We start from the raw sequence: 15,670 nt of genomic DNA, 5'->3' as shown, positions 1-15,670 counted from the left end.
AAAAAGCTTGTATTATTAAAATAATTAACTAATTGATTTTAATAATATATTGATAAACCAGCGACAACTATCACCGATTTATCATTTTTAATATCTTTATAGTACTATTCTATCTTCTTATCCGCTCTTTTTTATTCGCATTTTATTAAAAAATAGATAAGCAGATATAGCAACAACAAAATTTCCTAGTGCAGCAAATATCGTTACAACATTAAGAGCAAAATAGTTAAATAAAATAAATCCTGTCAAAATTGCACCAATTGCCGCACCAAAAGTATTAATCGCATAAAGATGTCCAGTTGTTTGACCAATATTTTTCCAAAACTGTGCTATATAAGTAATTAAAATTGGAAGTGTTGCTCCCATCAAAAGGGCTGGAATAAGCACCAATAAGAAATTAACAATTGCAACAACAATTAAATTGTAAACAATAAAGATATCACCGACGAATAAAATAAGTTGATAACTAATTATTCCAAATAAACCAATTCCAAATTCACTAAAACAAAAAAACTGTAGTGCTTTATTTGGGTATTTATCAACAATTTTCCCTCCTCCAAGAGCACCTAAACCAAGTCCTAACATAAATGCCGATACAATGATTGCCACAGAATCAACATCAGAACCAAAAGCCGAATAAAGAGCTCGTTGCCAAGCAACTTGATAAGTTAAGCCACTCATTCCAGAAATAAAAAATAGCGTGCTTAATAGTAGTGATTGTTTCTTACTTAACATAAAAGCGTCCTTAATTATTTCTCAAAAAACCATATTTATATTCAGTTATCATATTACTATCGGTAATAATTTCCGTATCTCGTCCTAAGTTATAAAGCTTTTCAACTTCATCTAGACTTAACAGTTTGGTTGCTAATGTTTTTTGATAAGCACCGTTTTTCAGTTGTTTAGACACTTCATTAAACAACGGTTTGCCATCTAAAACCAACTTATCAAGGCGATTTTTAGCAACATTGTCATCAATGTTAATCTCTGAATCCGAGGCATAAATAAAGCCCATAGTGCCCCAATAAGCATGTTTAAATACCGATTGTGCCGTTTTTAATGTATCTAGCGAACGAGTACTATTAAATGCCAAAATACCATTAGGATTTAATGAATTATGTAATATATTCATCATTTCTTGCGATAATAGATTGGTTATTCCTGAACGCCAATGGTAAGTAGTATTCATAATAATTAAATCATACTTTTTATCACTATTTCGTTTAAGCCAACGTCGACCGTCATCAATATAGATATTAATTCGATGATCATCTAGTATTGGAGAAACAACTGGGTATTGTTTAATAATATCCAAGTAACCTTTATTAATTTCAATGGCGTCAATCGTTTCTAATGTAGGGAAACTTGATAGAGCATGTGTCCAAGCCCCACCACTAACACCAATAACCAGCACTTTTTTAGGATTTGGATGGGTTGCCGCTAATAGATAAAGTCGATTTAAGTCATTTATATCATTATCTGGATCTATATTTAAAATGCCATCATACATTCGGTTTCCTAATACAATATTTTTCAGTCCATTCTTATTGTCATCGGCGATATGAATTACACCATAGCGATTTTCAATATAATAACTGATAGAAGAGTCTTTTCCTAAGCTATCTCTGAAAATATAATCAGTGTGTTTATCGACTAAACAAAAGCAACAAATACCAAGTACAGCAAAGACAGAAATAGAAACTGCCGATTTTTTAATTATCATCAAGCCACCTAATAAGATACAAACAATACCTATTAGAATAAACATTGATGAAATAGAAATATAATCAAGGAGAACACCACCAATTAATAAACTACCCAGTGTCGAGCCAATAATATTAAAGAAATAGACTTTAGAAACTGAAGCCCCTACTTTTCCATTGGCTATATTCGTCCCTAAATGGTGCACAATTGGAAATAATATTGCTTTTAAAGCTGCAACGACAAATATCAAAATACAACATATACCTTTGCATAGACTTAAACTATTTGGTTGATTTATGTTTTGAATAATAAATGGAATTAATATATCAATAAAACCAGCAAGAATTAAAACCACTCCTCCGACCAATAGTAGATTCGAATAGCGTGTACAAATTGATTTACCTTGATTTGATCCAAAAGTGATACCTAATAGAAAAAAGAACAGTACAAGAGCAAAAGCATAAGAAGCACCACCAAACATAAAGCTAACGATTCTAAACCATAGCATTTCTTGACCTAAGCTCATCAATCCAACTAAAAGCGAAATGCACCAAGCAAAATATTTCATAGTGATTTTCCTACTCCTAACTAACTATTATTATTTAAGCTAATTATAGTTAATATATAATTAATTGCTAATATTTTAGACAATTATTCATTTTGCATCAAATACAACTAGATATAAACGTAATACAAACCGCCATTAGCTTTATTAATAACGCTATATTTGGAAGATCGACTTATAAATAATATTTATTTGACCAAAAACTAATTTTTGATTAACTTCACACGCAATATGGAATTAAAGCCTATTCCTTCTTAAATTATAAAACGATGAATTAGAGGCAATGATATGTTATATAACCAGCATCATGAAAAAGATAACTGTGGATTTGGTTTAATTGCTCACATTGAAGGACAACCAAGTCATAAAGTGGTGCGTACTGCAATTCACGGACTTGCCAGAATGCAACACCGTGGTGCTATTTTATCAGACGGTAAAACTGGTGATGGCTGTGGACTTTTATTACAAAAACCCGATCGATTTTTTAGATTAGTGGCACAAGATGCGGGCTGGCGTTTAGCAAGTAATTATGCCGTTGGTATGTTGTTTTTGAGCCAAGATGAAAAAGAAGCTCAAATTAGCCGCGATATTGTCGAAGAAGAATTAGCCAATGAAACCTTATCTATTTTAGGTTGGCGTGAAGTACCAATTGATAAAAGTGTGCTTGGTGAAATTGCCCTATCATCATTGCCTAAAATTGAACAAGTTTTTGTTAATGCACCCGCCGGATGGACAAAAATTGATCTAGAACGCCGCCTATACATGGTGCGCCGTCGAATTGAAAAACGGGTACAAGACGATACATTTTACGTTTGTAGCTTCTCAAATCAGGTCAATATCTATAAAGGCTTATGTATGCCTAAAGATTTACCTCGATTCTATCTAGATTTGGCTGACATCCGAATGGAAACAGCAATTTGTTTATTTCATCAACGTTTTTCAACCAATACTGTTCCTCGTTGGCCATTAGCGCAACCTTTTCGGCATTTAGCTCATAATGGTGAAATCAACACTATTGAAGGTAATAGACAATGGGCACAAGCACGTTCCTATAAATTTAAAACGCCACTCATTCCGGACTTACAAGATGCGGCACCTTTTGTTAATGTCACAGGTTCTGATTCAAGTTCATTAGATAACATGCTTGAGCTATTTCTTGTAGGAGGAATGGATATTGTACGAGCCATGCGCTTATTGGTTCCACCTGCATGGCAAAATAATCCTGACATGAACGAAGATCTGCGTGCTTTTTTTGACTTCAACTCAATGCATATGGAACCTTGGGATGGTCCTGCCGGTATTGTAATGTCTGACGGTCGTTATGCCGCATGTAACTTAGACCGTAACGGATTACGTCCTGCACGTTATGTAATAACGACAGACAAACTCATTACCTGTGCATCCGAAATCGGTATTTGGGATTATCAACCTGACGAAGTCGTCACTAAAGGACGCGTTGGTCCAGGTGAATTGCTAGTTATAGACACTGAAGAAGGTCGCATTTTACAATCGTCTGAAACAGACAACGATTTACAAAAACGTCATCCATATAAAGAATGGATGGAAAAAAATGTTAAAAGACTGATCCCTTTTGAAAACCTAACTGATGATAACATTGGCTCTCGATATTATGACGATATCTTGCTAGCAACTTATCAAAAACAATTTGGTTATAGTGCTGAAGAGCTAGACCAATGTATTCGAGTGCTAGGTGAAAACGGTCAAGAAGCCACCGGCTCAATGGGCGATGACACACCATTTGCGGTACTATCAACAAGGCCTCGCTCAATTTATGATTATTTTCGTCAAAAATTTGCTCAGGTAACAAATCCGCCTATCGACCCACTACGCGAATCACACGTTATGTCACTTTCAACTAGTATTGGTCGTGAAATGAACGTGTTTGCCGAAGCAGAAGGTCAGGCGCATCGTGTTGCGTTCAAATCCCCTGTTTTGGTCTATTCAGATTTTAAACAATTAACAGCATTAGAATCACGTTATTACAAATCAGAATCCTTAGATATCACTTATGAAATCGATGGTAGCCTGCGCGATGCCATTGAACAATTATGTGGTGATGCTGAAGCAAAAGTTCGCAATGGCACGGTATTATTGATTTTATCAGATAAAAATATAGCACCTGATCGCTTACCAATTCCTGCGCCTATGGCAGTTGGAGCTGTTCAGCAACGCTTAGTTGAAAAAAACTTACGTTGCGATGCTAATATCATTGTCGAAACCGCAGGCTGCCGTGATCCACATCAATTTGCGGTACTTCTTGGTTTTGGTGCAACCGCAATTTACCCTTATTTAGCCTACGAAATCTTAGGCCAAATGATCGATAATAGCACAATAAAAAAATCTTACCGTGAAGCCATTCTTAATTATCGTAATGGAATTAACAAAGGCTTATATAAAATTATGTCAAAAATGGGCATTTCAACCGTCGCCTCTTACCGCTGTTCAAAACTATTTGAAGCAGTTGGTTTAAATAAAGAGGTTGTTGAACTTTGTTTCCAAGGAGTTACTAACCGTATTAATGGTGCCAATTTTGATGATTTTGCACAAGATCAATTTAACTTATCAAAAAGTGCATGGCTGAAAAGAAAACCATTAGAACAAGGTGGGTTACTTAAATATGTTCATGGTGGTGAATATCATGCTTATAATCCTGATGTAGTACAGTCACTACAAAAAGCGGTCAATAATGGCAATTATGAAGATTACAAACGCTATGCCGATATCGTCAACAACCGCCCTATTGCCACCTTGCGTGATTTATTAAAGCTCAATCCACCTGAAAACGCAGCTATTCCACTTGATCAAGTCGAACCAGAAGAATCACTGTTCAAACGCTTTGACTCGGCAGCAATGTCAATTGGTGCGCTAAGCCCTGAAGCACATGAATCCCTTGCCGAAGCAATGAACACGCTCGGTGGTTTTTCAAATTCAGGCGAAGGAGGTGAAGATCCAGCTCGCTACAACACCATAAAAGTATCACGCATAAAACAAGTTGCATCAGGTCGTTTTGGTGTAACACCAAGTTACTTAATGAGTGCCGATGTTATTCAAATCAAAGTAGCACAAGGAGCAAAACCGGGGGAAGGTGGTCAGTTACCTGGTGACAAAGTCACACCATATATTGCTAAATTGCGTTTTTCTGTACCGGGTGTCACACTTATTTCACCACCACCTCATCACGACATTTACTCGATTGAGGATTTGGCACAATTAATATTTGACCTAAAACAGATTAACCCTAATGCCATGATTTCGGTTAAATTAGTATCAGAGCCAGGCGTTGGCACAATCGCAACTGGAGTTGCTAAAGCCTATGCCGACTTAATTACCATTTCAGGCTATGATGGTGGAACAGGCGCCAGCCCATTAACTTCAGTCAAATATGCTGGTTCTCCATGGGAATTAGGGTTGGTTGAAACTCAGCAATCATTAGTCGCCAATGGGTTACGTCACAAAATACGTTTACAAGTAGACGGTGGTTTAAAAACGGGCACTGATATTGTCAAAGCAGCTATTTTAGGTGCTGAGAGTTTTGGATTTGGAACAGGACCAATGGTTGCCTTAGGTTGTAAATATCTGCGTATTTGCCACCTTAATAACTGTGCAACGGGTGTTGCAACGCAAGACGAAAAACTGCGTAGCGAACATTATCATGGCCTGCCAGAAAAGGCGATAAACTATTTCCGCTTTATTGCGCGTAACACGCGAGAAATTATGGCCGAGCTAGGTGTCAGTCGTATCGTCGATTTGATAGGACGCACCGATCTGTTATTAGAACTTGATGGCATCACAGCAAAACAACAAAAACTTGACCTATCAGGACTGCTCGAAACAGCAAAACCTATTGATGGCAAACCAGTTTATTGTATTGAAGACAATAAACCATTTGATAAAGGTGTGCTAAATAAAGAGATCATCACACAAGCACAACAATTTGTTGATAATCGCCAAAGCCAAAGCCTCTATTTTGATATACAAAATACTGATCGCTCTGTGGGTACTAGTTTATCTGGCTATATTGCCAAAAAATATGGTGACCAAGGTCTTGTTGCTGATCCTATTTCGCTTAACTTTAACGGCACTGCGGGTCAAAGTTTTGGTGTTTGGAACGCTGGAGGTGTGGATTTAACACTCACAGGCGATGCCAATGATTATGTTGGTAAAGGCATGGCTGGCGGTCGTATTGTGATTCGACCACCGCAAGGCTCAGCATTTTTAAGCCATGAAGCAACCATTGCCGGTAATACCTGCTTATATGGTGCAACTGGAGGAAAACTCTTTGCCGCTGGACGTGCTGGAGAACGATTTGCGGTACGTAATTCTGGTGCAATTAGTGTTGTTGAAGGCATTGGAGACAATGGCTGTGAATATATGACAGGCGGTATTGTCTGCGTATTAGGCAAAACAGGAGTTAACTTTGGTGCAGGTATGACAGGTGGTTTTGCTTATATTTTAGATGAAGATAGTGATTTCCATAAACGCATAAATAAAGAGTTAGTGGAACTATTGAATGTTGCTGATTACTCAATTCACGAAGAACATTTACGTGGTTTAATAATGGAGCACGCTCAACTTACCCATTCATCACGCGCAGAAGAAATTTTGGCTAATTGGGATGATTATTCAAAACAATTTGTATTAGTCAAACCAAAATCGAGTGATGTAACAGCGCTACTTGGGCACCGCAGTCGCTCATCAGCAGAATTACGTATTCAAGCACAGTAAGGAGAACACGAAAATGAGCCAAAATGTTTATCAATTTATCGATTTACAACGTGTTGATCCGCCTAAAAAATCGTTAAACATTCGCAAAATTGAATTTGTTGAAATTTATGAAGGATTTTCTGCTCCACAATCACAAGCGCAGGCTGATCGTTGCCTTGCTTGTGGCAACCCATATTGTGAATGGAAATGCCCTGTGCATAACTATATACCCAATTGGTTAAAACTGGTTAATGAAGGCAAAATATTAGAAGCGGTTGAACTCTCACATCAAACCAACAGCCTGCCTGAAGTTTGCGGTCGAGTTTGCCCACAAGATCGCCTTTGCGAAGGCTCTTGTACTTTAAATGCTGAATTTGGCGCAGTTACCATAGGTAATATAGAGCGTTATATTACTGATGAAGCCTTTAGAATGGGTTGGAAACCTAATTTATCAAACGTCGAAAAAACAGGATTGAAAGTTGCAGTTATTGGTGCTGGTCCTGCTGGCCTTGCTTGTGCCGATGTCTTAGTCCGCAATGGCGTAACGCCAGTAGTGTTTGACCGTCACCCTGAAATTGGTGGACTACTCACCTTTGGCATCCCAGCGTTTAAACTTGATAAAGAAGTATTAATCAACCGAAGACATATTTTTACTGAAATGGGCATTGAGTTCCGTCTAAATACTGAGGTCGGTAAAACGGTACAATTAACCGACTTAATCAACGAATTTGATGCGGTTTTTGTGGGTGCTGGAACTTATCAATCAATGCGAGCGGGTCTTCAAAACGAAGATGCCAACGGCGTTTATGATGCCTTACCATTTTTAATTGCCAACACTAAACACATAATGAAACATGCGCAAACCCAAGATACCCCATACATTGACATGAAAAACAAACGTGTTGTGGTATTAGGTGGTGGTGATACTGCAATGGACTGTGTACGAACATCTATTCGTCAAGGTGCAACTGAAGTTACTTGTGCTTATCGCCGAGACGAAGCCAACATGCCGGGCTCAAAACGAGAAGTCAAAAACGCCAAAGAAGAAGGCGCACAGTTCCAATTTAACGTACAACCTCTCAGCATTGAAATTAACAGTACAGGACAAGTAACAGGCATAAAAATGGTAAGGACAGAACTCGGCGAGCCAGATGCAAAAGGACGACGCTCGCCAGTAATTATCGAAGGTTCTGAATTTATTCTTCCTGCCGATGCAGTAATTATGGCTTTTGGATTCAAACCACATGCCATGCCTTGGCTTGCTCAGCATGGTGTCGAATTTGACCCACAAGGCAAAATCATCGCACCCGAAGCTAACAGCTACCAAACCACCAATCCAAAAATCTTTGCTGGTGGCGATGCTGTTCGTGGTTCTGATCTAGTTGTCACTGCCATTAGCGAAGGTCGCAAAGCGGCTGAAGGTATCTTAGATTACTTAGAGATTTAGCGACTATCTTGCTTTAAATAAAAATTACTTTAAATAAAAAACAAGCCCGCTTTAAAACAGCGGGTTTTTAATAATTCGAGTTTTTATCTTTAATTTTAGTAGCTCAAATTTAATCTAACAGATACTTATTACTCATTAGCATTCATTTCAACAAAATAGAGCTAACTTGTTGTAATATTATATGCTTCTTCTATTTGCATAATAAATAAAAAAACAGTAGAATCGGCGCCTTTAATATTATAGTTACACTAAAAAATTAACGTTACATCAATTATCTACTGCATCAGGTATGAATAATATTTGTAAAAAGCATTAATTATTAATAAAAACATAAGTTAATTATAAAACGGAGATATTATGAAAAGTAAAGGTGTTGCATATTTATTATGGTTCTTTCTTGGAGTGTGGGGAGCCCATCGCATGTACTGTGGAAAATGGATTACAGGCTTCATTTGGTTTTTTACTGCTGGTTTATTAGGTATTGGATGGTTTTTAGACCTATTTCTAACTAGCGGTATGGTTGACTATGCTAACTGTATCTACAAAAGTAAATATAATCTGTCACCAAATAATATTTCAATTCAAATTAATAACGCTTGCCACACTGAACCATCAACACAGGCTATAAATGAAAAAAATTCATAGTATGTAAAAAGGCTATTTACATTTCATGATTAAAATAATCCTTTAAAACTCATAAGGCGTTTTTCCCTAAAATCACTTTATGGGGTTTAAAGGTATTATAAAAATTAATAAAGCATTTGAGCTTTTATTTTCTATCTTTTGCATCACTAAATATTTGTTGATTACGCTACATATTAACTCAAAACCTAGATTACACCATGAAGTGCAATTCTTCTTAACTCCTTAGAATAAAAATCGGCAGGGCTTTTAAACTTATGCCGTTTTCTTGGGCGTGTGTTCAATAGATATTGTATTTTCTTTATCTGTTCGTCATCAACTAATGAAATGGCCGCTGACTTAGGTATAAACTGACGTATTAAGCCATTGGTGTTTTCATTTGTGCCTCTTTGCCAGCTTTTATAAGGCTCCGCAAAGTATACGGTAGTGTTTAAATAATACTCAATAGCATGATGATAATTAAATTCGGTTCCATTATCAAAGGTGATGCTTTTAACCATTTTTTTAAACGGCGTTAGCAATTTTATTATCATATCTCTCGTTTCGGAGGCGGTACGTTGATTGAGGCGCCCAATTAATACTAGCTCTGTTTTGCGTTCAACTAATGTCACCAATGCTTGCTTGTCTTTACGGCTAATAATCGTATCGCCCTCCCAATGTCCTCGCGTTTTCCGGCTTTCTACATAACTTGGACGTTGTTTAATTGACCGTTTATAACGGCGGTCTCCTTCTTTGCTTGTAATAATACGAAAATCTGGTATCTTTCCTTCCTAGAAAGGTGATTATAATACATAGCAATCTCCAAACTGTGGTGGTGCGAAGGTGCTAGTATAAATCGCCTTTCTACTTTCTTCACTCCACCGTGTTTAAAATTGCACTTCATGTTTGAATTCAGGATATTTATAGCTTGGTTTCAAATTATATTTAACTTTTTATTAAAAAAATAAACCGACATTAGCCGGTCTATTTATTGTGTTGATTTTAGAATTTAAATTAATAATTAACTATTCTTATCATTTGCCACTAACGATATAACCATAAACAATTAATCCCAAAATGATACTTATTGAAACCTTAACAATCATATATTTAGTGCTAGTATCATATTTTTTCATTTCGCCAAGTGATAGCTCCTTATTTTTATTTCTTATATGATAATAGTAATACACAGGCAAACCAATTAAGGTGACCACTATTGAAGCTATACCATTTACGGTTTGATAAATTAACATTCCGTAAATAACATATATTGCACCTAACATAGCGATGATAGGAATAATCGGATAACCAATTACTTTATAAGTTCTAGTCACATTCGGGTATTTTCTTCGAGCAATTATTACACCAATGAAAGTTAATAAATAAAATACCCATATGGAAAACATCGATATTTCAGATAGACGATCAGCATCGAGTAACACTGAATAAAGGAAAGAAAAAATAACTAAAACGATAATCGCATTAATTGGTGAGCGACTTTCTTCATCAATAGTACTTAAATAACGTGCACCAATGATAGTCCCTCGTTCTCCCATACTAAAAATTGTGCGAGATAGCGTCATAATATAGCCATTAATGCCGCCTAAGATGGAAATCATAATACCAACTGCAACTAAATTACCACCAAAATGCCCAAACATCCGCTGTGAAGCAACCGCTGAAGTATCATGTCCTAGTGATACCATTTCTTTAACAGGAAAAATTTTGAATAATGCAATATTAATACAGGCATAAACTATAACAAGGAAGATTATGCCTAAAATTATGGCTCGGGGTAAAACTTTCGACGGATTACGAATTTCACCAGCTACCGATGCGACCTGCGCCCAACCGTCATACGCAAATAACGTAGCTAAAATAGCGACAGCGAAAGGCGCATAGCTTTCAATCCCTTGCCCACTAGCACTGAACAATACCACTTGTCCACTACCTTTCCATAATCCAAATATAGCTAATAATAGTATTGGAATAAGTTTGCATATAGTGGCAACAGTTTGCAAATAACCTGCTTTTTTAACACCTACTGCATTGATTGTTGCAATAAACACTAAAACGCCAGCACTCACAGCCATTCGATAAGCATCATTGATATGAAATAATAAGCAAAATACTGAGCTAAAATATCCGACTAGTGCTCCAATAAGTGAAGGCGCAAATAAGACAGTTATCATCCAACCATAAAGGTGAGAAACTTTCGCACCATAGATTTTTTCTAAATATACTAACATTCCACCAGTTCGAGGAAACATGACTCCTAGTTCACAAAGAGTTAAACCACCACAAATAGAAAATACACCACCTATTACCCAAGCTAGCAACGCAAAATTATAATCACCAGCAACTTCTAACACAGCAGGAGGTTTCATAAAAGCTCCTGCACCTAAAACCATTCCAACGACTAGTGATAATGCAGAAACTAAACCAAGATCCTTGCGCAAATTATTCTCTAAATTATGATCTGCCATGAAGTTCCTCTTGAAACATATAAAATTAATTAGCAAAATCTGATTATGATAGGGATTTATTTATAAAACACAAGAAAAGATTAACATTATCTACATAAAAACTTAGATAAATCAAATAAATAATTTTTTGATTTATAAAAAAGCCAGCATATAGCCAGCTTTTTGAATTACAAATAAGGTTAATTTATTTAGACTTCTGCATTTTCATATCAACAACCATACGACCTCGAATTTTACCTGCTTTCATTTCGTCGATCATATCATTGATATCTTCCAACGGTCTTTTTTCAACTATCGGCACGACCTTTCCTTCTGCACTAAACTGAAATGCTTCTGCTAAATCTTCACGAGTTCCAACCAATGAACCTAAAACTTGAATACCATCTAACACGGTTTTAGGAATACTTAAATCCATATTTTCTGAAGGCAAGCCTAAGGCGACCACACGCCCTAAAGGTCGCACTGAATTGATGGCCTGATTGAATGCTGTTTTAGTCACAGAAGTTACAACAGCACCGTGCACTCCTCCTCCAGTGTGTTCTTTAATATAAACGCCCACATCCTCAACTTTTTTAGGATTAACGACCAAATCAGCACCTAGTGTTTTACATAATTCTAATTGGCTATCGCTGTTACTAATAGCAACCACTTTATTATTAAACACTTTTTTACCATATTCGACAGCAAGTGTTCCCAAACCGCCAATCCCAAATACTGCAAGCCATTGTCCTGGTTTAGTAGCAGCCACTTTAATACCTTTATAGGTAGTCACACCAGCACAAGTTACACTTGTTGCTTGTGCTGGATCGAGCCCTTCTGGCACTTTAACCGCATAATCAGCTTTAACAATGCACTGCTCTGCCATGCCTCCATCAACAGTATATCCAGAGTTTAATGCATTACGACAAAACGTTTCTTGCCCAGAGATACAATATTCACAAGTACCACAACCAGCATGGAACCAAGCAATACTAACCCGATCACCAACTTTTAAGCTTTTTACATCTGGGGCAACTTTAATCACAATTCCTACACCTTCATGTCCAATAATACGACCTGGTTTTTTACCAAAATCGCCAGCTGCAACATGAAGATCAGTATGACAAAGGCCACAATATTCAACATCAACTAAGGCCTCTCCTGCTTCTAAAGAACGAATAGGAATATCTTTGATTTCGACTTTACCATCGCACTCTTGCTTAATAACTGCTGCTTTCATTTTTTCTCCTAGGAAATTTTAAAATTAAAATATCATTGGTTTTATTTTAACCTAATCCCACTTAAAAAATTTGAGTTATTTCACAATTTTATTAAATAGCATTGATTACTTAATAAACTATACTAAAACGTAGTCTTTCCTGAAACTTTTTAACAAAATAAGTTGGATATATCGTTTAAATAAATAAATCTGGCTGGTTTGAATATAAGGTAGGTCAGGTAAATGGAAAGTAAGAATAAATTCTTATACTTTCCATTTCAACATATTATTAAATAATAATTAAAATTCTATGGTCAGCATTTATTATGCAATATCTTTAGCTATATACTTTTGACTGTTATCCTTAATAAATAAATATAATCCAATCAATGCACCAAATCCAAATAATCCAATAACATAAATAGCTGGTGCCATTTTGCTAACAAAATCACTCAAAAAGGAGATCAACAGAGGTGTTAATCCGCCCGCAATAGCGTAAGCCATGTTAAATGAAAATGATACACCACTATAACGAATTTGGGTAGGAAACACTCTCACCATAAAATAAGCAAAAGAGCCTACAATACCAACACTAAAACCTGCTAAAGAATAAGTAATAAATAAAAGATGTGGGTTATCTAATGATAGATAAAAAATAGCAATAACAATAGTTGCAATAACACAACCTATTAACATCACTTTCCCCATAGCAAATTTATCCATCATCATTCCATAAAATGTACAACTTATAATTAGTCCAATGATAGCTAATATATTTCCTTGCAACGCATCTATCGCTGAATAACCAAATTGCTTTTGTAATAAAATTGGTGTCATTAGCATAATAACCATAATACCAGCAGACAACACCCAAGTGAGTAGCATAGATAAAATAGTTTGAGGTAAATACCCCGTTAATACAGTGAGCACTGGTATTTTTTTAGCTAATTCTTGTTGTTTACGATTTTGCATTTCCAGAAAAATTGGTGTTTCTTTTAACCAACGACGTAAATACATTGCTATCAATCCAAAGACACCGCCAACTATAAATGGTATGCGCCATCCCCAATCAATAAGTTGTTCCGAAGATAAGCACTTATTCATGGCCGTTGAAACTAACGAACCGAGCAAAATACCTAGGCTCAATCCGCTTGTCAATATTCCACATGCCAATCCAATTTTATTTTTCGGTACATGCTCAGATACAAAAGTCCAAGCGCCAGGAACTTCTCCTCCTACAGCTAGGCCTTGACATAATCGCATAAGCAGTAACAATAAAGGTGCAAAAATACCAATATTAATATACGTAGGTAAACAACCTATAAATAGTGTTGGTAATGCCATAAGCAGTATACTTAGCGTGAACATCCTTTTGCGACCAAATCGATCCCCAAAGTGGGCCATAACGATTCCACCCAATGGGCGTATTAAATATCCAGCAGCAAAAATACCAAAGGTCTGTACTTGGCTCAGCCAATCAGGCATATCATTCGGGAAAAAAAGGTGACTAATGGTTATAGAAAAAAAGACAAAAATAATAAAATCATAAAATTCTAATGCTCCACCTAATGCAGAAAGCGACAACGTTTTATAATCCTGAGCATTTAAAGTTCTTGTTGGTGTATGGAGTACTTTGTGCATGTTCATCCTTGTAAATTATTGTTTACAAACAGTTTAATATTTTTAACTACTATACTCTAACACTTAATCTTTTAAAAGAAGATAACAAATTAAGTAATAATTTAACTCAATCATAATGCCACTATATAACAATTGAATTTATTAAAATTATGCATATCGTTAAAACTAGCACAAATGATTAATAAACAACCAAATAAAAAAACTACAATAATACATCTTACTAAACGGAGAGCTATAAAATGGCTAAAAAATGTATTTCTCGTGGTAAATTTACACGTATGCAGCAGTTATCAAACCAAGATGGCATTATTGCAGCATTAGCGATTGATCAACGCGGTTCAATGGTTAAAATGATGGAATCTGCTGTGGGGAAAGATCGTTATCATATCGATATGGTGTATGAATTTAAAGAACTTGTCTCTCAAGAATTAACTAAATATGTTAGTGCAATATTGTTAGATGAAGAATATGGTTTTAAAGGCATGGCAGCTAAAAATAGCAATGCTGGATTAATCATGTCATACGAAAAAACAGGGTATGATGCTAGTACTCCAGGACGATTACCCGATATTTTGCCTGAGGATTCATTACAACGCCTAATAAAAAAAGGTGCCGATGCCGCAAAAGTATTGGTTTATTATAATCCGGATGATCCTCAAGATATTTTAGACAAAAAACATGCTTTTTTAGAACGTTTAGGCAATGAAGCTAGAGCCGCTGATATTCCTGTATTTGTTGAACCGATTGTATATGACAATGTGATAACCGATGATAAAAGTCCTGAATTTGCAAAAATTAAACCTCAAAAAGTCATCAATACAATAAAAGAGTTTACTAAAGAACAGTATTATATTGATATTTTAAAAGTCGAAGTTCCCGTATTGTTTAAGAATGTAGAAGGTTTTAACGACAACAATGTAGTTGTTTACACACAAAAACAAGCTGCTGACTATTTTAAACAAGCAAGTGAAGTAGCAACCCGTCCTTTTATCTATTTAAGTGCTGGCGTACCAACAAAAACCTTCCACCAAGAACTTATTTTTGCAGGTGAAAATGGCGCTAAATATAGCGGCATCCTTGGAGGTAGAGCAACATGGTTTGAAGGTGTTGCGGCCTATGCTAATGGAGGTAAAGAAGGTTTAAAACTTTGGCTAGATCAAACTGGTCGTGAAAATGTTGAACATCTCAATAAGATATTAAAACAATATGCAACACCTTGGTACGATATCTATGGCGGTAAAGATAATATTGAAGTGATTGATGTTAAATTAGGTAATTAATTG

Annotated in this window: 10 protein-coding genes; 4 read left to right on the top strand and 6 right to left on the bottom strand. The window is 36.0% G+C overall.

The window, feature by feature from the left end:
* Positions 1-117: 117 nt before the first annotated feature.
* Together A9G32_RS09340 and A9G32_RS09335 are read right to left on the bottom strand one after the other, a co-directional pair.
* Entirely contained in the window at positions 118-735 is a 618-nt protein-coding gene (locus A9G32_RS09340; protein ID WP_034915183.1) for an MFS transporter, read from the bottom strand.
* A 10-nt stretch (positions 736-745) separates the two neighbouring features.
* A complete protein-coding gene (locus A9G32_RS09335) occupies positions 746-2,272 on the bottom strand; it encodes a fused MFS/spermidine synthase (RefSeq protein WP_065589374.1) in 1,527 nt (508 codons plus the stop codon).
* 285 nt (positions 2,273-2,557) lie between these two features.
* On the opposite strand from A9G32_RS09335, the gene gltB reads away from it, so the two are divergent.
* The 3 genes from gltB to A9G32_RS09320 all read left to right on the top strand — a co-directional run bounded on the left by gltB (position 2,558) and on the right by A9G32_RS09320 (position 9,086).
* On the top strand, positions 2,558-7,015 hold the full coding sequence (gltB, locus tag A9G32_RS09330) for a glutamate synthase large subunit (protein ID WP_065589373.1): 4,458 nt from the start codon (positions 2,558-2,560) through the stop codon (positions 7,013-7,015).
* 13 nt (positions 7,016-7,028) lie between these two features.
* The gene (locus A9G32_RS09325) at positions 7,029-8,441 is read left to right on the top strand and encodes an FAD-dependent oxidoreductase (RefSeq protein ID WP_065589372.1); all 1,413 of its coding nucleotides are present in this window, start codon (positions 7,029-7,031) and stop codon (positions 8,439-8,441) included.
* Between the two features lie 357 nt (positions 8,442-8,798).
* Positions 8,799-9,086 carry an NINE protein gene (locus A9G32_RS09320; RefSeq protein ID WP_065589371.1) on the top strand — a complete coding sequence of 96 codons (288 nt, stop codon included), beginning with the start codon at positions 8,799-8,801 and terminating at the stop codon, positions 9,084-9,086.
* Positions 9,087-9,271: 185 nt separating this feature from the next.
* On the opposite strand, the gene A9G32_RS09315 is transcribed toward A9G32_RS09320, so the two are convergent.
* From A9G32_RS09315 to A9G32_RS09300, 4 genes are all read right to left on the bottom strand, one after another.
* The gene (locus A9G32_RS09315) at positions 9,272-9,826 is read right to left on the bottom strand and encodes an IS30 family transposase (RefSeq protein WP_255306792.1); all 555 of its coding nucleotides are present in this window, start codon (positions 9,824-9,826) and stop codon (positions 9,272-9,274) included.
* Positions 9,827-10,096: 270 nt separating this feature from the next.
* Entirely contained in the window at positions 10,097-11,548 is a 1,452-nt protein-coding gene (locus A9G32_RS09310) for an APC family permease (protein ID WP_065589369.1), read from the bottom strand.
* Positions 11,549-11,732: 184 nt separating this feature from the next.
* Complete coding sequence (gene adhP / locus A9G32_RS09305; RefSeq protein ID WP_065589368.1) at positions 11,733-12,767, bottom strand: alcohol dehydrogenase AdhP; 1,035 nt, start codon at positions 12,765-12,767, stop codon at positions 11,733-11,735.
* A 303-nt stretch (positions 12,768-13,070) separates the two neighbouring features.
* Entirely contained in the window at positions 13,071-14,387 is a 1,317-nt protein-coding gene (locus tag A9G32_RS09300) for an MFS transporter (protein WP_065589367.1), read from the bottom strand.
* Between the two features lie 239 nt (positions 14,388-14,626).
* Between A9G32_RS09300 and A9G32_RS09295 the strand changes: the two genes are divergently transcribed.
* The gene (locus A9G32_RS09295; RefSeq protein WP_065560449.1) at positions 14,627-15,667 is read left to right on the top strand and encodes a tagatose 1,6-diphosphate aldolase; all 1,041 of its coding nucleotides are present in this window, start codon (positions 14,627-14,629) and stop codon (positions 15,665-15,667) included.
* Positions 15,668-15,670: the final 3 nt, after the last annotated feature.

It is taken from the genome of Gilliamella sp. Gris3-2, assembly GCF_001690345.1.
In the GTDB taxonomy this organism is placed as follows: domain Bacteria; phylum Pseudomonadota; class Gammaproteobacteria; order Enterobacterales; family Orbaceae; genus Gilliamella; species Gilliamella bombi.
This window is presented reverse-complemented; position numbering and strand designations above follow the sequence as displayed.